This window comes from Sphingomonas sorbitolis, from assembly GCF_036663875.1.
Taxonomy (GTDB): Bacteria; Pseudomonadota; Alphaproteobacteria; order Sphingomonadales; family Sphingomonadaceae; genus Sphingomonas.
This window is the reverse complement of the sequence record NZ_JAXOJS010000001.1, coordinates 19,632-41,623: the sequence shown is the minus strand read 5'-3', so window position 1 is coordinate 41,623 and position 21,992 is coordinate 19,632. Positions and strand designations below refer to the sequence as shown.

Sequence of the window (21,992 nt, the reverse complement as noted above, 5' to 3'; positions counted from 1 at the left end):
GAGGGTCTGGCCGACCCAACTTAACGGCGCCCGCCTATCGTCGCCGGTACCGCGCAACCTTCTGAATCGCCCTCGACAGCGCATCGATCGAGTAAGGTTTGTGCAGCAACTCGAAGCCGTGCGTCCCGCCCTGCGCAAGCACTTCGCTGTAACCGCTGGTGAGCATGACCGGCAGCGTGGGATATAGGCGGGCGATTTCCTGGCCGAGTTCCACGCCCGACATGCCGGGCATCATCACGTCCGAAAACACGACGTCGAACCGTTCGACGCCGGTCGCCAGTTCCGCCAGCGCCTTGGCCCCGTCCATCGCCAAGACGGTGTTGTAGCCCAGCTCCGCCAACGCCTGCGTCGCGAACATCCCGACCTCTGCATTGTCTTCGACCACCAGAATGCACGCGCCCTCGCCTAGCTGTAGCGATGTATCGCCCGCTTCGACCGCGACGTCGCCGAGACCCTCCACGCGCGGCAGGTACATAGTGAAGGTAGCGCCTTCCCCTTCCGTGCTTTCGACGAAGATGTCGCCACCCGATTGCTTGGTGAAGCCGAACACCTGGCTGAGGCCGAGGCCGGTCCCCTCGCCCACGCCCTTGGTGGTGAAGAACGGTTCGAAGATCTGGTCGATCCTGTCCGCCGGGATGCCCGGCCCGCTGTCGGTGAGGGAGACCGCGACGAATGCGCCGGATACCGCCGGATGTGCGCGAATGGCGGGCATCCGGGATGCTTCCGCCACCATGATGGTCAGGTCGCCCTCGCCTTTCATGGCATCGCGCGCATTGACCGCCATGTTGACGATCGCGGTATCGAACTGGCTGCGATCCGCGTCGATATGACACGGCTCGGACGGCAGCCGGACCGACACCTTGATGCGCGATCCGGTCAGCGTCCGGACCATGTCGCTGATCGTGCGGACGCTGGCCGCGGCATCGAACACCTCGGGCGTCAGCGACTGACGCCGTGCGAAGGCAAGCAATTGCCCGGTCAGCTTCGTGGCGCGATCCGCCGTATCGGAGATCGCATCGATATAGCGTTGCCGCCGGTCGTCGGACACGCCGGGACGACGAAGCAGGTCGACCGAGCCGCGGATCACCGTCAGCAGATTGTTGAAGTCGTGCGCGACGCCGCCGGTGAGCTGACCGATCGCCTCGACCTTCTGCGACTGGCGCAGCGCATCCTCGGCCTTTATCAGCTCGCCGGTGCGCTCGGCAACGCGCTGCTCGAGGTTTTCATTGAGCGCGCGCAGCGCCGCGATCGCGCTGTCGCGCTGGGCTGCGACGGCACGCCGCTCCTGCACGTCGATGAGGACGCCGGGGAAGCTCGACGGCGTACCGTCTGGCGCGTGATCGACACGCCCGTTCGCTTCGATCCAGTAATAATTCCCGTCGACGCGGCGAACCCGGTACTGGTGCGCATAGGCCCCGCCACGGGCGATCACCTCGTTGATCGCCTCGGCCAGTCCTTCCTGGTCGTCGGGATGGACGGTCGCCACGATCTGAGCGAGCGGAATGCCACTCCTGCCCAGCGCCGGGTCCAGACCGAAGGCGCGTGCGAAAGCCTCGTCGATCGTGAACTGGTCGCTGGGAAGGTCCCAATGCCATGTCCCGACGATCGCACCGGCGGCCAGCGCGAGTTGCACGCGCTCGACATTCTCGCGTGCCAGCGCTTCGCTGGCACGGAGCCGATCTTCCGCCTCACGACGTTCGGTGACGTCGTTGAACAGGATCGCGACCTGGAGCTCGTCAGGATCGCCGACCGGGACGGCGCGCACGTCGAACCAGCGCGCAAAGCCCTCGGCATAGCTTTCGAAATTGGCCGGCTCACGCGTCCTGGCGACGCGTCCATAGGTCTCGAACCAGAACCGTTCGAGATCGGGCGCGTGCTCCGTTACCCATTTGCCCCGCAGATCGGCACCCGACTGACGCGCGAAGGCGGGGTTTCCTTCGATGAAACGATAGTCGACCGGCCGATCATCGGCGTCGAACTTCAGCTGTATGATCGCGAACGCGGAATCGACGGTCTCCAGGATGGTCTGGAAACGCTCCTTGGCCTGTTTGAGCGCGACGCCGGCGACATGCTCCTCGGTGCGGTCGCGGAGGATCTTGACGAAGCCCAGATGCACGTTGCCGCCATCATGAAGCGGCATCATCTCGCCCGAGGCCCAGAAGCGTTCGCCGGTCTTGCGCACATGCCAACGCTCGTCCGACGCGCGGCCGTCCTCCAGCGCTCGGGTCATTTCGTGGTCGACACGCCCGTTCGCGACGTCTTCGGGCATGAAGAACCGTTCGGCATTGTCGCCGATCATCTCGTCGGCAGCCCAACCCATCACATGCTCTGCGCCGGGGTTCCAGTCGGTGATGATCCCGTTCGGGTCGGTGATGACCATCGCGAAATCCGTCGAACTGTCGAAGATCGCGCGCTGCCGCGCCGCGCTGGCGACAAGTGCATTCCGGCTGCCCTCCAGCGTCGCCACTTGCGCGCGCAACCGCGCATTTTCCGCTTCAAGGTCTTCTCTGGTCATGGAAATCGGGGCCACGCACTTACGGATATCTGTCGATTGTCGAGGGTTGGTCGTTACAGCCTAACCCCGCGGCGATTGTGCTATCAAGCCGGCAGAAGCCCGGCCGACCGGTAGCTGTCGATCATCGTGTCGAACAGCGCGATATCCGAACGGCCTCTCGCGAAGAGCTGCGCCCCCGCGACGGCTGCGTAGATGGCCCGCGCCCTGCTTTCGCTTTCGGCCGATCCGACGATCTTGGCATCGACGAGAAGCGTGCTCAGCCAGGCGACGTTGACGTCGGCAAAGCCCTGGACTTCGGTCTTCACGGGGTCCGGAAGATCGTCATATTCCGCCGCCATGAAGCTCGAAAGACAGATGCGGTTGTCGTTCGACAGCGATTTGCGGAAGATTTCCGGATAGCGGTGCAGCGCTTCGAGCGGATCGGGCGTCTCGTCCGAAATCGCCGCCAACTGCGCGACGGTGTCCTCCCAATAGCGCCGCGCGACCGCCGCGCCGAGATCGGCCTTGGTCGCGAAATGGTGATAGATGCTTGGCGCCTTGATCCCGACCTCGGCTGCGATGTCGCGAAAATTTAGGCCGTTATAGCCGCGTGCCATCGCACTGCGCCTTGCCGCGGCGAGCACGGCTTCCCGGGAGTTCGACGTCGCCAATTGCATTACCCATCCTGCAAACCAACCAAGTGGTAGATAGACCTTGACGCGCTGGACGCAAGTCCATATTTGGTAAGCTACCGATCACTTGGTAGAGGGCTCACATATGCAACGCTGCTCGAAGAACGGCATGTGCATGCCGACGCGTTCTGGCAGCGCTTACAGCGCCGCCTGACGTTCCTCGCCGCCTACGCCAACCGGAGCAGCGGTGCGCCGGAACTCGACAACCGTCGCTAACCTGCACGCTGCCCGAAACTTCGACCGTCTCGGCGTCGCATCGGGATCAAGTAGCCGCCCGCGCGTTACACCCTCGCCCCGCCCGAATTCTCCTTAATTCTACGGAAGATACATCCATGTCCGATCAGCCTGCCAGCCCCGTCCTGCAACCCGTCACGATCGGTGACCTGCACCTGCAAAACCGTATCGTCATGGCGCCGCTCACGCGCAGCCGCTCGAACGAGGAGGGCATACCGCCCGCCTTCGCCGCCGACTATTATGCGCAGCGCGCGGATGCCGGCCTTATCATCACCGAAGCGACGAACATCTCCGCGCAGGCGCGTGGCTACGCGCTGACGCCCGGCATCTGGTCCGACGCGCAGGTCGTAGCGTGGAAGCCGATCGTCGCGGCGGTCCACCGGCGTGGTGGCAAGATCTTCCTTCAGTTGTGGCACACGGGCCGCATCTCGCACCCCGATCTGCACGGCGGTGCGCTTCCGGTGGCGCCGTCCGCGATTGCGCCGGAAGGGCAGGCCTTCACCAATGACGGCCTGAAGGATTTCGTCACCCCGCGTGCGCTTGAAACGGACGAGATCCCCGCGATCGTCGAGGACTATCGGCATGCCGCCGAACAGGCGAAGGCCGCCGGCTTCGATGGCGTGGAGGTCCACGCCGCGAACAACTATCTGCTCGAGCAGTTCATCCGCGACAGCACCAACCAGCGCACCGACGACTATGGCGGCTCGATCGAGAACCGTCTGCGTTTTCCGCTCGACGTGGTCCGTGCCGTGGTTGAGGTCTGGGGCGCCAATCGGGTCGGCATCCGCATCTCGCCGGCGACGACCGAGCCCGGCAAGACTCCGCTCGATAGCGAGGTCGGCCGTACGTTCGACACATTCGTCGACGCGCTGTCCGAGATCGGGCTGCTCTATATCCACGACATCGAAGGCGTGACCCAGCAGACGCGCGACGTGCCGGACGGTGTCGACTTCCAGGAACTGCGCAAGCGCTTCTCCGGCGCCTACATCGCCAACAACCAATATACGCTCGATCTTGCCGAGCAAACGCTGGCGGACGGCAACGCCGATCTGTTCAGTTTCGGTCGGCCCTTCCTTGCCAATCCCGATCTCGTCGAGCGGCTGCGCACGGGCGCCCCGCTGGCCGAAGCGCCGAAGGACTATTGGTATGGCGGCGGCTCCGTCGGCTACTCAGACTGGCCCGGCATGAACGGGAAGATCGAGCTTGCGTAACACGGCCCGACAACGCGCATGATGTGACCCTGGGACGAGGACGGGCGCAATTACACTGCTCTCGTCCCATCGGTCGCAAGCCTTGCACGACCTGCGACATTGAGCCCGAGTTCGATTCGTACTCCTTGGAAGAAGACCTACGCCAACTTCGTCTGGTCGCGCGGGCCCTTACTAAAAAGAGTCAGCCAGACAGCGATAGTTGCCTTATCTCGCCAGCATCGTGGCGACCTTCGACGAGAGCGCTTCCAGCGTGAACGGCTTCGTCAGAAGCTCCATGCCTGGTTCCAGATGGCCGTTCCCCACGGCCGCATTTTCCGCAAACCCGGTGATGAACAACACCTGCAATCCCGGCCTTAGCCGTCGCGCTTCGTCGGCAACCTGGCGGCCGTTCATGCCGTTGGGCAACCCGACATCGGTAATCAGCAGGTCGATCCTCGCCCCGGACTGCAGCACCTTGATGCCAGCCGCACCGTCGCCCGCGCCGATGACGGTGTAACCAAGATCGTCCAGGACCTCGTCGATCAGGTGCCGGATGGTCGCCTCATCGTCAACGACCAATATCGTCTGCCCGTTTCCACCATCGACCAGCGCGCTAGTCTGGGTGTCGATGTCGAGCAGCGCATCACCGTGATGCCGTGGCAGGTATATGCACACCGTCGTGCCCTCGCCGATCTCCGAGTAGATCCGTACCTGGCCGCCGGACTGTCGCGCGAAACCGTAGATCATCGAAAGGCCGAGTCCGGTGCCCTGGCCGATCGGTTTGGTGGTAAAGAAGGGCTCGAACGCGCGCTCGATCGTCTCCGCGCTCATGCCGGTGCCAGTATCGGTCACGCACAGCGAGATATACTGGCCCGGCGGCAGATCACGTTCGCGGCTCGTGCGATCGTCGATCCACTTGTTGGCGGTCTCGATCGTGAGCTTGCCACCGTCGGGCATCGCGTCGCGTCCGTTGATGCACAGGTTCAGGATCGCATTCTCGAGCTGGCCCGCATCGATCTCGGCGGTCCATAGCCCGACTGCGCCGACGATCTCGATATCGGTCGTCGCGCCAACCGTACGCTGGAGCATTTCCTCGAGGCCGAAGATCAGCTTGTTCACATCGGTCGGCTTCGGATCGAGCGTCTGCCTGCGCGAGAAGGCAAGCAGCCGCTGCGTCAGCGACGCGGCCCGTCGCCCTGCCCCCTGTGCCGCATTGACGAACCGGTCGAGGTCGTCGTGCCGCCCGCGCGCGACACGCAACTGCAACAGCTCGAGGTTGCCCATCATCCCGGTCAGCAGGTTGTTGAAATCGTGCGCCAGCCCGCCGGTCAGCTGTCCTACCGCCTCCATCTTCTGCGCTTGGCGCAGCGCCTCCTGAGTCTCGGCGAGTTCGGCGTCCGCGCGAAGCCTGACCGATATGTCCCGGGCGTAGTGAAACGCGCCTATCACAGTCCCCGCTGGGTCACGCAGTGGCGAATAGGAGACCTCCCAGCAGGGCTTGGCGAGATCGGGATCCCCGAATTCCTGGCTTACCGTATAGCTTTCACCGGCCAGGGCGCGCGCCATGAAACGGCGTATGATCGGCGCCTGATCGTCTGAAAACAGGTTGGGAAAAACCTCTCCAATCTGAACGCGATGGCCGTAGATCCGGTAGAAGTCGTCGCTGTGCGCCTGGTTGAACGCAATGAGCCGATAGTCGGTGTCGAACGCGCAGATCGGATCGACGCTGGCCTCGATGATGTCCTGCGATAGCTGGAGCTGCGCCGTCCGGCTGGCCACCTCCTGCTCCAGCCGCTCGTTCAGGCTCCGCAGCGCGTCCTCGGCACGACGACGGGCGGAAATGTCGTTGAACAGGATCGCGATGCGCCCATCATCGGCGCTGCCGACCCGGAACGCGTAGACGTCGAACCATCGGCCCAGAACGTCCGAGCCTTGCTCGAAACGGATTGGATCGCCGGTGCGCGCGACGCGTCCGTATGTCTCGTACCAATGCTCCTCCAGATCGGGGACGGCTTGGCGCAACCAATGTCCGCGAATGGCTTCGGGGAACCCGGTTTGTCGATAGAATGCCGGGTTTGCATCGGTGATGCGGTAGTCGACCAGTCCCGCCGAATTATGCTGCACGACCTCGGCCAGGCAGAAGCCGGATTCGATGGATTCGAACAATGTCCGGTAGCGCGCCTCGCTCTCCTGCGCCGCCGCATATTGCCGTTCGCGCTCGCGATCGGCTCTCCGCAGGTCCAGTTGCGCCATGACCTGACGCGACAGAACGCGTAGCGTCTCCAGTTGAAGCGCGGTCAGATCTCGCGGGCGGTAGTCGAGCACGCATAACGTGCCGATCGGTACGCCTTCCGCCGTTTTCAGAACGGCACCCGCGTAGAACCGGATATGCGGCTCACCGACGACCAGAGGATTGCGATCGAAGCGACTATCCTGCGTGGTGTCCGGCACCAGCAGGAAGTCATCCTCCAGAATCGCCTTCGCGCAGAACGAGCTGTCATAGGGCGTCTCGCGTACGCCGAGACCTGTTTCCGCCTTGAAGAACTGACGCTCGTCACCGATCAGGTTCACCACCGCGATGGGCGTGTCGCAGAGCTTTGCGGCCAGCTCGGCGAGCTCGTCGAACGAGGGCTCGCGCGGTGTATCCAGAACCTCATAGCAGGCCAGTGCGGCAAGCCGCTGGGCACCGCGCACATCCATCTCACTCACGCCAGCCATCCCGGTTCAGTATACCAACACGCTTTGGCATATCCGTGATGGTGACTCGAGGACACAAATTTAGTGTTCAACCGCTGACCGATGCGTAGGCTGTTGCCCTTCCTTGCCTGTCTGATGCTCGTCCTGACCGCCTGGGTAGGATCCGTCACCGACAAGCACGCTACGCGCATGCGGAGCGCGTTCCAATCGATCCTGAAGCGGCATCGGATAGACACTACCTACTGCAACGAGCGCATATGATGTCCGCGCTGCACGGCGCCCGTCGCATGGGTTTGCGCGTGGCCGATTAGAGACCGTAAAACGGTGATGGCGTCGGGCCGGAGGACGGCATGCGAGGCGTGTGGGTGAGGATGATGCCCATCTCCTGACCGGTTCGTCAACGAGTGGAAACTGGCCACCGGGCCGACCAGTCCTGCTCGGTGATGCGAAAATGTAAATCATGGCTTGCTGTCGATGCTGGCGTCGAACCAGCCCTTAGAGGTGCTTCTCGGCCGGAGCATAGACTGGCACCACCCAGTACCGGAATTAAACGCTACTTTCCGCGCTTCCTCCCGCCAATTATACGGCGCAGGCAAACGTGGCCGCAAGAAGCCCCCATAATCAAGGCTGTCGGGCTGCCTGCGACTTTGCGCGTTCCGCTGCAAACGGCTCGGCCGCGGACCAGCTAGGCCAACTATGTCCCGTGGCGATCTCGCGACCGAGCTCATAGGCAACGCTGCCCTCCTGCGCGGCCCCCGTCATGTCCCAGCGGGGATCGAATTCGTCGCAAGTCTGATGATAGCATGCCGCGTTGTAGCGCGCTCGCTCCCGCTCGCCGGCAACGAGACCACCATTGACGAGATCGCGGCCCGCACGGAAATACACGCCGGGCACGCCCTTCTGTGCCAAGGCGTAGTGATCAGACCGGTAGTACCAGCCTGCCTCGGTGTTCTCCTCGGGCACGATCTTGAGCCCTTGCGCAGCAGCGACGCGCGCTAGGTCGGTTTCCAGCGGCGTCCTGCCGACACCGATCAGCTCGAGATCACGCGTCCGGCCCAAGACGACATGCGGATCGAGATTAAACTGCGCCGCCGTGATTGCGAGCGGCAGCGCAGGGTGTTCGGCATACCAGCTTGCGCCGAGCAGCCCCTTCTCTTCTGCCGTCCACAGGGCGAACACTACCGAGCGCCGGGGTCGCTTCGCACTCACGAAGGTGCGGGCGATCTCCAACAGCGTCGCGGTCCCAGTACCATTGTCTATTGCACCGTTGCGGATGCGGTCCGCGGGCGGGTCGAACGCATTCTCGCCATACGCATCCCAGTGCGCACCGTAGAGCACACTGCCGGCGGCTGGATCAGTGCCGGGCAGGATACCGACGATGTTGTGGCTGACGACACGGTCAAGAGAGACAGTCGTCGACGCGGTGAGATACGCACCCTTGAGTTCGACTGCCCCAAAATCGGCCTTCTGCGCGGCGAGCTTTGCGGCGGCATAGTCGAGACCACCCTGTTTGAGCAGCGCGATGCCGATGTCATTGCGCGGGGTTCCACGCAAACCGAATGCAGCCGGCACGCTGCCGGTGTCGAGCGCATATCCCGGGACTGCATCGCCCTTTGCAAGTTGAAGCCATGGGTAACTCGACGGGAACGTGTCGTGGATCTGGAAGAACGCGGCAGCACCGCGTTTCTGCGCCTCAGCAAGCTTTGTGCGTACCGCGGGGGATGAGGCCCGGCCGCCGAAGCCGAGGTCGCGCCCCGCCTCGACATCCGGATCGCCACGACCACCTTACCGCGTACATCCACGCCGCGATACGGATCATAGCCGAGGCGCGGTTCGACAACGCCATAGCCAATGAAGACGATGGCTGCGTGGTCCAACCCGGCGGTACCGACGATCCGGGAACTCGCCGCGACGTCGGTGCCGGGTGTAAGCGCCCGCTTGGCGCCCCCCAGATCAAGCGTGAAACTGGCACGATCGCGGGTCCAGCGGAGCATCGGTACCGTCTGGCGATATCCCTCATCGCAGCCCGGCTTCAGACCAAGCTGCTTGAACCGAGCATCAAGGAACGCGAGCGTTACCGTTTCACCGGCCTGCGTCGGTCCACGGCCATGGAAATCATCGGCGCTGAGCGTGCGGACATCGGCCTTGATCCGAGCGGCGGACAGAATCGGTGGTGCCGGATCGGTCGCCGCGGTGAGGAGGAGGACGAGGGGAAGCAAGCGTTTCATTACAACAGGATGACCGCGAACCGGCATTGACACAAGCGCGATACGACAATCGATCGGACTGCATCACCACGCCGCTCGTTCGGCACATGAACTTCGCAAGGTATGCAATTATGGACTAAACCAAACTCGGTACCACCGGCCTCGACGTATCGCGGTTGTGTATCGGCAAGCGCGGAATGCCGCCGGAACGGGCTGGTACCCAGTCAGAGTACTAGAGCGGTACCAGACGCCATGGTTGGTACTTTCTCCCTAGGCGTTACCATGGCCGGCATGAAGACAGACAAGATCGACGACAGCATGCGGGCCGCGATCCTGCGCCTGACGACAGGTGAGCGGGAGTGCTTGAAGCGTTGTCTGGATCATCAGACGGCCAAGGAGATGGCGCTGGATCTGGGCGTCTCTCCTCACGCTGTCGAAAAGCGCCTTAAGATGGCGCGAGCCAAGCTGGGCGTGTCGTCCTCGCTTGAGGCGGCAAAGCTGGTGGCAGCAGCCGACGAGTCCAACCGCTTGGTACCCCAAGCGTCCGGCCTTTCCGGAACCGGCACGATCGTTGAGGAGGTTCCCGCCGCCATTCCGCACCCGCCGATCACGCGGGGTGAGCAGCGCCCCTCCACCTACGTGATTTCAGGAGCGATCCTTATGATCTTAGTCGCGGCAGCCGCCCTCATCGTCTGGCTCCAGGCCTCTGGCCCTGGCGGCCAACAGGCATTTCCACCCGCCGTCGCCAATGCGGCGCCGGCAACGTCAGCGACCGCAGCGCCAATACCAGGCACCGAAGCTGTGCTGCGGCAGCTTGTCGCCGGTCTCGCGAGCGGCTCACCTAATTACGAAAAACTTTCGCCTGGGTTCGCTGAGGTCGTTCGCCGCGACCTGCCCATGACCCACCCCATGTTCAAGGCCCTCGGCGAGCTCAAATCTGTGACGTTTCGCTCACGCGGCATGAAGAACGATGACATCTACAACCTTGTCTTCACCAACGGTGAGGTACTGATGTCGGCCGCGCTCGATGCCGAGGGCAGAATGGCGGGCGGCATACTGCAACCAGGCAACCGCATTCCTTCCTCGGCGGCGCCATCACCTGGCACTGAAGCTGCAGTAAGGCGCCTTGTCGCTGGTCTGGCGAGCGGCTCCCCGGACTATGACAAGCTTGCCCCGAAATTCGGCGATCTAGTGCGCAGTGATATGCCGATGTCACAACCCATGTTCAAATCCATGGGCGAGTTGAAGTCGATCACCTATCGGGGGAAGGGCAGAATGGGGGACGACGTCTACAATCTGGTTTTCGCCAACGGTGGAGTATTGATGTCTGCTTTCCTCGATGCGAACGGACGAATGGCCGGAGGGTTCATCGCTCCGCCGAGCACACCGCTTCCCTGATCCTGCAAAAGTGGCGGACCGGAGAGCTGCGTCCATGACGCAAACGCTCACACCGCGGGAGCGAGGTCACGTCTTACAACTGCCCCGTGACCTCGCTCAATCGCCTGAGATAGCGGACTGCTGAGTGAGCGCTGCCACGGTTTTGGATGGGAGAAAGCGGCCGTTTTTCCTGTGCAGCGACAACCCATTTTCCGTCATTCAGATTGGCCTTTTGTCGGGCACCTGCGGACATTCGTCCATGCCTGGCGAGGTTTACCAGCAGGGGCGCAACCAGCCTTTTGCCTTCCATAAAAATCATCATCTATTTCGGCTAGCCAAGTTCAAGTACCGAAATCGCCGTCGTGATGCGGACGATCTTGAATATTCTATCTCGCTAGATCGTCGCTGTCTGGATCGCGCTGTCACACGCAACAATTCGGATTTGCCAGATGCCTCCGGAGCGCGCCAACACATAAGCGATCGATATCAGACCCCAAGCCCGTTCGAACGCTTAGTCACGTTCGGACGTTCAATAATCGCTCCAGCCCTGGGTCGTTCCGGCGTAGCGGACAGTCCGGCCATATTTTACGAATTCCGCCTGCACGGCCGGCATGGTGCGCGCGCGCGCCAAAGCATCGCGACGGAGAGTTTCTAACGGCGTGCGCGCCTCGGGCGCGGCGAAGCCGATGAACAACCCCATCGCGGCGGATCGCGCGTCGTCGTCGCGCATGCGGGCGATGAGTAGGTCGGCGATCGCCTGGATGTCGTTCCGGCATGTGGCAGCCGCGGTCGCCGCGCTCCAATTGTCGGAGGGCTTGGCTGCGAGTTTGACCTCCCTAGCCTCGGCCTCATCCAACCGACCGAGCCCGCGCATCCCACAGGCCTGGTTGGCCCAGATCCACGTCATCCCATAGGCGCTGACTAGCTCGGGGTGCTTTTCGAGCTCGGCCAGACTGTCGAGCCCGGCCTGGTAGCGGCCTGCGGCGATCAGCATCTCGGCGCGGTTGATCGCCATCGATACGAGTTCAGGGTAACGATCAGTGCCAAGGGACAGCACTGTGTCTATCGCCGCGATCGCATCATCCATCCGTCCGATCGCACGTAGGTTGTAGGCATATTCATTGACCAGCCAGAACCCGTCAGTGCCTGCGACCTCGACCTTCGCCTTGTCGCCGGCGAGCGCCTTGCCCGCGATCAACGCCTCCTCGAACCGGCCCAGCGCGCGCAAAGTTTGCATTTGGGTCATTACTGTTTCGTAATTCCCGGGCGCCGCAGCAACTGCGGCCGTCGCGCGCGCGGATTCCTGTTCCAAGCTTTTGCGAAAACCATCCTGACCGAACCGGTCGACGTCGGGCCACAACGCGCGGTGACGTCGATCGATCGCCAGCGTCACCAGCGTATCGGTCGAGGGAGCCTTGGCGAGAAGCGCGCGGGCCTCCGTCAATTCGCCGCGCAGGCTATGCGCGGTGATCGCACAGCCGAGCATCGCATTGCCGAACGAGGTCCGCGGCGCCTGCTGCCAGCCACTTTGGGCCAGCGCGATGCAGATATCGCCGCGGACCGCTTCGCGCTTCTCGGGCGCCAGCGCCTGCGCCTTTTGCATCGCGAGACGGGTATATTGCGGATCGAGCGTGGCGATGACCGTCGGCTGGACCTTACTGGTCCGCCGCATCGCCTGCGCCACCGTCTCGCCCGTACCGAGATCGAGTTCGTACCCGATCCACAAACGATATACCGTTGGATTGCCATCATATTGCTGGGTAGCCGACCGCAACGCAGCCAATGTAACCTGGGGTCGCCGCAACTCGGCCAGGACCGCGCCCTTGATACCGTCGATCATGCCGGCAGCCGGCGAAGGATGCGCGACCTTCGCAGACGCATCGGCGAGCAATGACAGCGCTTCCAGCCTGGATGGCTGGTCCTCCTTCTGGATGAACGCGACGACCTTCTCCATATCTGCCTTGATCGCCGTCCAGCTCACGACGTCGATACCCACCGGGGTCGCCGATGAACGCGGAGCCTTGTCGAAATGGAACTCGATGCCGACCTCGTCCTTGATCTGGTCCGACAGCGCGTAAATCGATTCTGCGTCAGCGGCCGTTACTTCGGAACGATCTCCGGTGGTCATCCGGTAGGTGATGCGGAGCCCATCGGGCAGCTTGCTCGTCTGGCGTGAAAACGCGGCCGGACCGGCTTTCGTATCGATATCGGCCAAGCCATCGAGCACGCGATCGGTGACGTGCAACTCGATAGTCTGATCGTTCACAATGTGATCGTTCAGCGCTAACGGCTGGACGCGGGGATTGGCTTGCCGGTCGGGCAGGATGCGCTGCACCGCGTAAGCGCGCGTCACCAGCTTCGTACCGAGGCCCGCCTTGACGAACGCCCCGTGCGGCAGCGTGTAGCTCTCGACCATCGTCAGCACGTTGCCGTCGCGATCGTCACCGAGTTCCAACGGCTTGCTCTCGACCAGGCCGGGAAAGCGCTGGCGGTAGAAGTCGAGATTGCCATCAGCGAGCTTCCGTGGCGAACTGGCGGCCCAGCTTGAGCGCGTCGTATCAGCACGCGCATCGGTGAAGCGGGTCTCGACCCGCAGGGTCAGCGCAACGGGAGCCGCTTCGTCTATCGTGAATCGTTCGAGCACGGTCATGCGGCCGCTATGCTCGCCGAAGCCGTCGAGCCGTTCGAGTGCACTCTGACCGACGCGGATCGGCAAGGCATAGCCAAGGTGTGATGGTGTGATTTTAACACCGCGACCGCCGCGATGCGCACCAGTAGCATCGACCCAGATCGGCTTGCCGTCGATCACCGCCCGCACGATCACATGATCGAACTCAAGCGCCGAGGGCAATCGTTCGGGCACGCGCTCGCCGGCCCGAGTAGTAACGAGCGCCGGTACAGCGTCGATGCCCAGGCGCCGCAAGGCGACCGCGAGCAACAGGCTCTTGTCCTTGCAGTCGCCATAGCCACGCTCGATCACGGTCTTGGGACGACGCGGGACGTAGGAGCCCTCGCCCAGTTCCTCGCCGACATAGCGGATATTGTCCTGAACATAGCGCATCGCCTCGGTCAGCCGATCGCCCGGCTTGGACCAAGCCGCGGCGATCACATTCAGACGCGCCTCGAAATCGGCGGGCAGGCTTTCGTCGCCCTGATATAGTCCGCTCGCCCAGCGGGCCACTTCCGACCATTCCTTCATCGTCGATACGTCGACGCGTCCCCATTGGAAGGCGGTGGCAGGAACGGCGTCCTCTCCGCGCATGGCCGGCGGATCCTGCGCGATCCATTCCCACTCGGTACCATCCGCAGACTTGCTGATCGAGAATGCGATATCGCTGTTGATCGGCTTGTAGGTCGGCGTCATTCCCGCCGGCCAGACGAGGCGTACCGCACGCATCGCCAGCGGATCTGAATAACGCTGCGAGAAATGATAGAAGGCGTGGTTCGGCCACAGGCGCGTGCTGGTATGCACGGTCGTCGCGTAGTCGACGATGTCGCCGACCCGGACGTCATGCAGGTTGCCGATCGCCTTGAGCGTACCACTGACGATGCCGTCGTCGAGTTCACTTTCACGCTCCACGACGCGGAACTGCGTCTCGCGGGTCAGGTCGATGACCTTGCCGTCGCGGATCAGGTGGATGAAATTGAGCTCGATGCTCTCGAAACTCGGATTATAGGCTATGTCAATCTGCCCGGCGGACTCAAGCCCGCTCCGGTTGGTGATCTTGCTGGACGATCTGAACCAGGCGTCATGCCCATCAGCCCTCGTCCGGTATTGCTCGTCCGTCAGCAGGTAGGCAATGCCGTTCTGTGCCTGTTCGACGCGGGCCGCGGTGGATTTGGGAATAGCGCGATCGCGGACCCACCCGGCCCTGGCTTCGACAGCGACAATAGGTGTGGCAGTGCCAGCCTTGGTTGCGGCCAGCTTGGTAGGCCGTGAGTTGATCGGACCGGCCGCCGGGTCGCTGCTGTCGACGCCGGCATAGACAGTAGACGCCACACCGCTGGAGACCAGCACGGCGAGTATACTCGCAAAACGCGACCTGAAAAATGTGCCCACGTCTATTTTAGCCCCCGCTGATACCGTGTGCTATGATGTCGACCCGTCGCTTACAAGTTCATTCCACGGTCCCGCCATACCGAGACGGCGCTATTCCCGAGACGCCGGCCAAGCTTGCAATGCAGCTGCGAAAGGCGCCGGATGCAAATCGTCTGGGGCCAGTCGCCGCTTACGGCAACGCCATAACGGCCTCGCGACGCTGATTGTCGCAATCGTCGCGCCGTAACGCCCCGAGACCGCATGCCTCACTGACAAACTGGCCCCATACCCGAACATTCGCGCGCCCTTCTCCGCTTCCCAACGTCAGACACTTCGTCATTTCCACGCTAACGCCTATCTAAGTCGGATTTTTCGGCATGAACGTCGTAACTGGGAAGGAACGCGGACGGGCTGCTTTCGAGGATTTCCACGTCAGCACGCGCGACAGCGTGGCGTGAAGACGTAGGCGCGCAAATTGCCGATATGCGCGTGATTGTAGACCATCGGCTCAAAGGAATAGATGCCGACATTGCCCGGATCGATCGGCATGAAGCGCTCGATTTGGCGGGAGAGGCTGTTGTAGAGCGTAAGGCGAGCACGGGTCATACCGCGAGCCTTACCCGGGTGCGGGGCAAAGGGGCGAGAGAGCGCTACTCACGCGAACCGACGCGGCATATCGTTCCGGCGCCGGACCGTGCGAAGGCGAAGCCGCCGCGCAGATCCCGCAACCGTGATGCTGTGTCAGTCTAGCTTCTTTACCCAAGCCTACGCCGGTGATGTGCGCCGTGCCGTCGTCGACCGCTAGGGTGAAGCCATATTCCCTGCCACCCGGACCGAAGAACCCGCCGCTCAGCTTGCCGGTCGCCCCGCTTGCGGTCGTCACGACGCCCTGGAACCGCGTCGTTCCGGGTATCAGCGTGGCTGTAAAATTCACGGTATAGGTCTTATCGCCCACCCCGGTCAGGGTCCCCTTCAGCACGCCGCTCGCGAGGTCGAAGGTGACGGTGGTGATGCTCCGGGCGTCGGTCGAGTCTTCCGGATTGTCGGAGCCGGTCGTCAGAATGCTGAGCGAAACCAATGAGCCGTAGCTGCCGGACGACAGCTCACTCAACGATACCGTCGGTGTACCGCCGACCAGGATCAGACCGGACGTATCCGCAGCAGGCGGTACCGGGTCCAGATTGACCGCGTACACCGCCGTCACCGTATAGGCGAGCGCGAGGCTGGACGGAATGCAGCCAAATCCGAAAAGATTAGCGCCTGCGCTATAGGCGATACCTTCGTCACCGGGTTCCGGGATATTGCGCTGCGCCCCTGTGAATGAGGCGATTGTCGAGCCGTTGCGTACCAAACTAACGTTGCGGGTTGCGGCATCGAGCTGGAATGACGAGGTCGTTCCGAGATCCACCAGTGCAGCCGACGCGGACGCGTACCGATAGGTGCTGGGCGAGGGGAACGTGGGTTTCGCCTGCACCTCGGCGCCAAACAGCAGGTTTACCGCTTGGCTGCGCGTGAAATCGCAAGGGGAGACATAAGAGGCAGGCGTCGGCGTCGGCGTAGGGGTCGGCGCTGGCGTTGGAGCCGGCGTCGGTGCTGGCGTCGGCGTCGGCGTCGGCGTGGCACCGGGGACCGTCGTGATCGGCGGCGTCGTAGCCGAACCGTCGTCGCTACCGCAGCCGGACATCAGGACGATCAGGCTGCACGCGGCAACCCCGGACAACAGCTTACGCATTACACTAACCCCCGAACATCGATACTAATTCGCGACTTTTACAAAAATATAATTCGATAATTCATCGCAGCCGTCAACGTGGTCTTTGAAGATACATCGAAATGCGATCAATATTATTTCCTGCAATCAGAATGATGCGCGCGCCACCGTCGCCAATAACGTTCGGGACTGGCCGCGTGCCAGCCCCGAACGGAAAAGGGCGGCCCGTTGCCGGACCGCCCCATTTCGTACGCGATACTGAAAGGTCGTTTAGCGCTTAGAGAACTGGAAGCTGCGACGGGCCTTCGCCTTGCCGTACTTCTTACGCTCGACGGTGCGGCTGTCGCTGGTCAGGAACAATCGGTCATGGGCGACGTCCTTAGCGAAGCTACGTTCGGCACGAATATGACCACGGAACTCACAAGGAACCATTAGCGGGAAGGTTGCTTGGGCGTTCGCGCTGAGAGCCGTCCGGGGCACACCCTCTCCCAAAATCAGTCCCCAATTCCTCTTTCCCGAAATGGCCTTTCGCGGACGGAGAAACGGAAAAGACCGTGCTTAACGAATGGCCGTTATCAAAAGCCCCGATCATCAGCCTGAATGTCCTGTTGTGGGCGAACGCGGAATGGCCGGAATGGGAAGGGAATTGGTCATTCGCTGTTGCAACGGGTCGGGCACTAAGCGAGTGTGAGGTCGACATTGATCGATGCTGTCCAACTATGAGGGATCCCGATTATGAAGAAGATTGTCGCCTTGACGCTTTTGGTAGTTTCGGTTCCGACTTTCGGTCAGAAGGAGGGTCCTAGCCCGGCCATGACCGGTCCTAACTACTCAACATCTATACCCGATCTGAATGGCAGGTTTAGGCTTGAGGACACGCCGACCATGCGCGCTCGGAAACAAAAACAAGCAATTGCCTTACGCCTTGAGGCTAACAATCTACTGAAACAAGACGGTGGCAAGCTTACGCCCGCTCACAAAGCTTATATTCGTAGAAAATCTTGTGATATACTTGGTAATCCACCTGCTCCGACGGGAACGATGGTTCCTCGACGCCGCTGTATCTGAAGATTGTTCTGAACGAATGACCGTTTCCCGGGGGGGGCGTTCGTACCCCCGGCGTCCGGCATCCGGCATCCGGCATCCGGCATTGGGCGTAAGCGGATTGGCCGATATGGAGAGGAAAACGACCGTTAGATGCCACCGCCGGAGATCAGCACATAACCCATGAACGTCAGCATGGCGAAAATCATCCAGGCAATAATAGCTTTGATGTTGCCCCAACACCCCCGCCTTATCAGCAACAACCAACTCAGTGGCAGGATCGCACCAAAAATTAGAAAGGCTAGCGAGCCACCGCGATACCAGCGTTCTTGCTCGGCGTTCGAGTATGTCATCATCGCAAACGTGTAAGCAATGAGACCCATCGGTATCAGGTTCACGACAGCGACCGTTCCCGCGCATCCTAAGCCAGGAATTGGCTCTGAACCGTTACGGCTAACGCGCGCCTCATCATTGGTCATGGACCGACGTAACACGCCTCAAACACGTCCGCTACTGGGCGAACGCGCTACTGAACTATGGCGTCCGGCCAGACCCACTTGCCGCCGGTCGCGCGCACCTAGCGGCTCCCAAACCCGGACGCTTGTTCACGATGCTTGTTCGCTGGGCCTAAGGGTTGTTAAAGCCGCTTCGCACAACAAACCGGTGCTGCGACGATGAGCCGGGTCCTTCTTGCGCGCTACGTCCTGAACATGTCGAGGCGTAGGCGTCGTCGAAAAGCCCCCCTTGCTTCCAGGAGGCGATAAAGCCGCGGGTCTGGAGCCACGTAAAGAACGCGCGGTTGACCTCGCCGCCTCCGATCTTCGGGGTTATCCAGCCCGGTCGTATGTCGGCCACCGGGCGCGGAATGGCTTGCAGCACGTCCTTTACATCCTCGTCATCCAGGCGTTCCTGAAGCATTGCTGGCCAAGGTCGATGACCCAGAAGGCGACATTCGCGGCCATTCGCACACTACCCAAGAACGGACATCCGTTCATTTCGGTAGTTCATAAGCGTCACCACTCGGATCGACATCTGCAATCCTATCAAGCCGGAAAAGGCATCCAGCGTCGCTCGGCGCTCCGGGCAGCGAGCGACGGCGGTTGATCAGGCGTCGGCGAGCCCTGACAAGTCCATCGCGGCGAGGTCCGTGAGCAGATCAGGCCCCGTCGGCTCCCATCCAAGACGCGCGCGCGTCCAGGCACTCGATGCGATCATGTCGAGCGCCGCAAACGGTGCCATCCAGCCGAAATAGTGCTCGACTTCGTCGCCTGTCACCGAACGGACAGGCAACCCAGTTCCCCTTCCGATCGCCTCCGCGATGGCGCGTGCCGTCACGCCCTCCTCAACGGACGCGTTGTATCGGGCACCGGGCTCGCCTTTCTCCAATGCCAGAACGTAGAGCTTGGCGACGTCACTGACGTGTGCAGCAGCCCAGCGCGTGGTGCCCTCGCCCACATACGCCATCGCTCCGGCACGGCGCGCCTCCGCGATCAGCGGCATGATCAACCCGGCCTTGGTGGTGTCGTGCACCTGTGGCAGCCGAATGGTGCGTACGTCGATGCGCTGGGCGATCAACGCCGCGCCCGCGAGTTCGGTCGCGATGCGCGGATTGGCGTGGCCCGGGTTGAGCACGTCCTCGGTCGCGGGGCCGCCGTCGAGCGGCGTGCCGATGCCGACGCCCGAGGTGATCAGGATCGGCTTGTGCGTCTCCGCCAGCGCCGCGCCCATTGCGGCAATGTTGCGTTCGTCCTTACGGGTGTTCTCGAAGAAGGTCGTGAAATTGTGGTCGAACGCGCAGTGGATCACCGCGTCGGCCGCCGCAGCGCCACTCGCGAGCGTCTCGGGCTGTTCAAGGTCGCCCCGATGGACTTCGACGCCGGCCGCTTCGAGGCTATGGGCACCCGCGTCGGAGCGAGTGAGGCCAAGCACCCGATGCCCTCGAGCGAGAAGTTCGGGAATAACGTGCGAGCCGATAAAGCCGGTCGCGCCGGTTAGAAACACGCGCATGGGAGATCTCCTTGTTGCCAAGGCGACGTATCGCGACCCGTCCGACCGTGTTAAAGTAGTGACCTTATCGTGGTATAGCGTGTAACAGGATCGATCATGGCCGGTGAGGCGCCAAACCCGCTCGGAACCTATCTCCGCGATCGTCGAACCCGGCTCGACCCGGTGGCCTTCGGGTTCGGCGGCGGCCGTCGGCGTACCCCTGGGCTACGCCGCGAAGAAGTGGCAAGCCGCGCCAATATCAGCCCGACATGGTACACGTGGCTGGAACAGGGGCGTGGCGGCGCGCCATCGGCCGACGTGCTCGACCGCATCGCCAAGGGCCTGATGCTCACCGAGCCGGAACGCGAGCACATCTACATGCTCGGCCTCGGTCGTTTGCCCGAGGCGCGCTACCAACCGGTCGATGGCATCAGCCCCCGGCTTCAACGCGTGCTCGACGGAATGGTGCTGAGCCCGGCGATCATCAAGACCGCGATGTGGGACGTCGTCGGCTGGAACCGGGCGGCGGCGCTGTTGCTCACCGACTATGCCAAGCTCCCGCGCGAAGGTCGAAACATCCTTCGCCTGATGTTCGGCAGCGACCGTGTCCGCGCCCGGAACGAGGATTGGGACGGCATCGCCCGCTACGTCGTCGCTGCCTTTCGCGCGGACGTCGCGCGGGCAGGCGCGAACAACAGCACGGCCACGGCCGACTTGGTCGCCGAACTGTCTCGGATCAGCCCCGAGTTCGAAGCCCTATGGCGCGACAACGATGTGGTCGCGCACACCGAGGGGGTGAAACGAATCCATCACCCAGATGTAGGATTGCTCGCCATGGAGTTTTCCTCGTTCGCCGTCGAAGGGCGGCCCGAACTCGGAATGATCATCTACAACCCCGCATCGTTGGCGGATGCGGAACGACTGCGCGTAGTGTTGGACGCTCGCGGGGAGTGATCGAGATCGACCGGTCTAGGCTTGGTCGTTTCGACCCAATAGTCGATGGTCAGACCGCGGTGCCGACGAGGTGGCCGATCCCCGCGGTCGCCGCCATCGCCGCTGCCCCCCACAGCAGCACACGCACCGCGGGGCGCAAGGGGCGGGCACCTCCTGCCCTTGCCCCGATCACGCCGAGAATGGCGAGACAGATCAACGTCGCGACGATCACCGCGACCAGCCGCCGCGGCGCCGGTGTCAGCGCCGCGACTGCGAGCGGGAGGATCGCGCCGGTGACGAAGCTGACCGCGGAGGCGAATGCGGCCTGCACCGGGCGGGCCATGACGATTTCGGAAATGCCGAGCTCGTCGCGGGCGTGCGCGCCGAGCGCGTCGTGTGCCATCAACTGCTCGGCAACCTGATGCGCCAACGCCGCGTCCAACCCGCGCGCGACGTAGATCTGCGCAAGTTCGTCATGCTCGTGCGCCCAGTCGCTGGCGAGTTCGGCATGCTCGCGCGCGAGGTCGGCGGCCTCGCTGTCCGCCTGCGAACTGACCGAGACATATTCGCCCGCTGCCATCGACATCGCGCCGGCGACCATCGCCGCCGACCCCGCGACCAGCACCATGCCGGTCGTCGCACCCGATGCCGCCACGCCCGCGATCAGGCTGGCGGTCGAGACGATGCCGTCGTTCGCACCGAGCACTGCCGCGCGCAACCAGCCGGTGCGCGAGACCAGATGGCGTTCGGGATGCGCGCTCATGATGTCTTCCTGATGGTTTCCTCGAGAGTCGCGACGGTAACGCCCAGTTTGCGGACGATCAGGTGGTTCTGCGCCACCTGCCCATCGGCCGACAAGGTCAGCCATTGATCCACCCGCATCCCGCCTTTCATCGGAAAGTGGAGATGCAGCCGATTGCCTTGTGTCTCCCCCGTCACCGGACCCGACGCATCGGTCAGGGTCCCGGTGTAGCGCCCGTTGCCAAGCGGCCGGATCCGCCACTGCCGATCGCGCGCCGGTTTGCCCTGCTGCTCGATATGCTGATCGAGCGCCAGTACACCGTCGGCACCGACATGGCCAACGCTGGTCACGTGCGTCGTGACCGGCGCGTGCAGCGCAATCTTGAGCCTGCCGACACCGCCGAGGCGTCCGGCGAAGAAGCGCTCGGCTATGAAGGGGGGCGCGGCGCTGGCGGTAGCCGCCCGTGGCGCGCCTGCGCAACTTGCGAGAAGCAGGGCAAGCGCGGCCGATATGGCGGCCCTCATGGATCGGTGCGGCATGATGGAACGAGGCTTTCGACAGACGCGAGGTTTGACGGGGTCGGTATGGAATTTGGTTGCGCGGCAACGCTGGTTTCGCGGGCGCGATCCAGAGTTGACCAATCGAT

18 protein-coding genes and 1 pseudogene are annotated in these 21,992 nt (G+C 62.8%); 6 read left to right on the top strand and 13 right to left on the bottom strand.

Annotated elements, in window-relative coordinates:
* Positions 1-34 precede the first annotated feature (34 nt).
* The gene (locus U1763_RS00200) at positions 35-2,515 is read right to left on the bottom strand and encodes a PAS domain-containing hybrid sensor histidine kinase/response regulator (RefSeq protein ID WP_332753584.1); all 2,481 of its coding nucleotides are present in this window, start codon (positions 2,513-2,515) and stop codon (positions 35-37) included.
* Between the two features lie 83 nt (positions 2,516-2,598).
* Positions 2,599-3,171 carry a TetR/AcrR family transcriptional regulator gene (locus tag U1763_RS00195; protein WP_332753583.1) on the bottom strand — a complete coding sequence of 191 codons (573 nt, stop codon included), beginning with the start codon at positions 3,169-3,171 and terminating at the stop codon, positions 2,599-2,601.
* A 63-nt stretch (positions 3,172-3,234) separates the two neighbouring features.
* Between U1763_RS00195 and U1763_RS00190 the strand changes: the two genes are divergently transcribed.
* Both U1763_RS00190 and U1763_RS00185 read left to right on the top strand, forming a co-directional pair.
* On the top strand, positions 3,235-3,402 hold the full coding sequence (locus U1763_RS00190) for a hypothetical protein (RefSeq protein ID WP_332753582.1): 168 nt from the start codon (positions 3,235-3,237) through the stop codon (positions 3,400-3,402).
* Between the two features lie 116 nt (positions 3,403-3,518).
* Positions 3,519-4,631, top strand: a complete 1,113-nt coding sequence (locus U1763_RS00185; RefSeq protein ID WP_332753581.1) for an alkene reductase — start codon at positions 3,519-3,521, stop codon at positions 4,629-4,631.
* Positions 4,632-4,835: 204 nt separating this feature from the next.
* On the opposite strand, the gene U1763_RS00180 is transcribed toward U1763_RS00185, so the two are convergent.
* The gene (locus tag U1763_RS00180; protein ID WP_332754382.1) at positions 4,836-7,310 is read right to left on the bottom strand and encodes a PAS domain-containing protein; all 2,475 of its coding nucleotides are present in this window, start codon (positions 7,308-7,310) and stop codon (positions 4,836-4,838) included.
* Between the two features lie 618 nt (positions 7,311-7,928).
* Complete coding sequence (locus tag U1763_RS00175; RefSeq protein ID WP_332753580.1) at positions 7,929-8,879, bottom strand: M28 family peptidase; 951 nt, start codon at positions 8,877-8,879, stop codon at positions 7,929-7,931.
* A 296-nt stretch (positions 8,880-9,175) separates the two neighbouring features.
* Between U1763_RS00175 and U1763_RS00170 the strand changes: the two genes are divergently transcribed.
* Positions 9,176-9,565 (top strand): hypothetical protein, encoded by a 390-nt coding sequence (locus tag U1763_RS00170; RefSeq protein WP_332753579.1) that lies wholly within the window; start codon positions 9,176-9,178, stop codon positions 9,563-9,565.
* Between the two features lie 231 nt (positions 9,566-9,796).
* Entirely contained in the window at positions 9,797-10,912 is a 1,116-nt protein-coding gene (locus U1763_RS00165; RefSeq protein WP_332753578.1) for a helix-turn-helix transcriptional regulator, read from the top strand.
* Between the two features lie 508 nt (positions 10,913-11,420).
* Here U1763_RS00165 and U1763_RS00160 read toward each other — a convergent pair.
* The 4 genes and pseudogenes from U1763_RS00160 to rpsI form a co-directional block, all read right to left on the bottom strand.
* Entirely contained in the window at positions 11,421-14,909 is a 3,489-nt protein-coding gene (locus tag U1763_RS00160; RefSeq protein ID WP_332753577.1) for a DUF3857 domain-containing protein, read from the bottom strand.
* Positions 14,910-15,354: 445 nt separating this feature from the next.
* Positions 15,355-15,536 (bottom strand): annotated as a pseudogene (locus U1763_RS00155) (cysteine--tRNA ligase); the annotation flags it as partial.
* Positions 15,537-15,546: 10 nt separating this feature from the next.
* Entirely contained in the window at positions 15,547-16,650 is a 1,104-nt protein-coding gene (locus U1763_RS00150) for a HupA family protein (protein ID WP_332753576.1), read from the bottom strand.
* A 261-nt stretch (positions 16,651-16,911) separates the two neighbouring features.
* Positions 16,912-17,073 (bottom strand): 30S ribosomal protein S9, encoded by a 162-nt coding sequence (rpsI, locus tag U1763_RS00145; protein ID WP_279388885.1) that lies wholly within the window; start codon positions 17,071-17,073, stop codon positions 16,912-16,914.
* Positions 17,074-17,376: 303 nt separating this feature from the next.
* On the opposite strand from rpsI, the gene U1763_RS00140 reads away from it, so the two are divergent.
* Positions 17,377-17,709, top strand: a complete 333-nt coding sequence (locus tag U1763_RS00140; RefSeq protein WP_332753575.1) for a hypothetical protein — start codon at positions 17,377-17,379, stop codon at positions 17,707-17,709.
* Positions 17,710-17,834: 125 nt separating this feature from the next.
* Here the strand turns inward: U1763_RS00140 and U1763_RS00135 are convergent, their stop codons facing one another.
* The 3 genes from U1763_RS00135 to U1763_RS00125 form a co-directional block, all read right to left on the bottom strand.
* Positions 17,835-18,164, bottom strand: a complete 330-nt coding sequence (locus tag U1763_RS00135) for a hypothetical protein (protein ID WP_332753574.1) — start codon at positions 18,162-18,164, stop codon at positions 17,835-17,837.
* 148 nt (positions 18,165-18,312) lie between these two features.
* Positions 18,313-18,603: a hypothetical protein gene (locus U1763_RS00130; RefSeq protein WP_332753573.1), complete on the bottom strand. Its 291-nt coding sequence runs from the start codon at positions 18,601-18,603 to the stop codon at positions 18,313-18,315.
* Positions 18,604-18,789: 186 nt separating this feature from the next.
* Positions 18,790-19,692 carry an SDR family oxidoreductase gene (locus U1763_RS00125; protein WP_332753572.1) on the bottom strand — a complete coding sequence of 301 codons (903 nt, stop codon included), beginning with the start codon at positions 19,690-19,692 and terminating at the stop codon, positions 18,790-18,792.
* A 96-nt stretch (positions 19,693-19,788) separates the two neighbouring features.
* On the opposite strand from U1763_RS00125, the gene U1763_RS00120 reads away from it, so the two are divergent.
* Positions 19,789-20,625: a helix-turn-helix transcriptional regulator gene (locus tag U1763_RS00120; RefSeq protein WP_332753571.1), complete on the top strand. Its 837-nt coding sequence runs from the start codon at positions 19,789-19,791 to the stop codon at positions 20,623-20,625.
* 49 nt (positions 20,626-20,674) lie between these two features.
* On the opposite strand, the gene U1763_RS00115 is transcribed toward U1763_RS00120, so the two are convergent.
* Positions 20,675-21,367, bottom strand: coding sequence for a VIT1/CCC1 transporter family protein (locus U1763_RS00115; protein WP_332753570.1), 693 nt, complete (start codon positions 21,365-21,367; stop codon positions 20,675-20,677).
* Positions 21,364-21,885 carry a DUF3833 family protein gene (locus U1763_RS00110; RefSeq protein WP_332753569.1) on the bottom strand — a complete coding sequence of 174 codons (522 nt, stop codon included), beginning with the start codon at positions 21,883-21,885 and terminating at the stop codon, positions 21,364-21,366. Before U1763_RS00110 ends, U1763_RS00115 begins: the two co-directional genes overlap by 4 nt.
* Positions 21,886-21,992 lie beyond the last annotated feature (107 nt).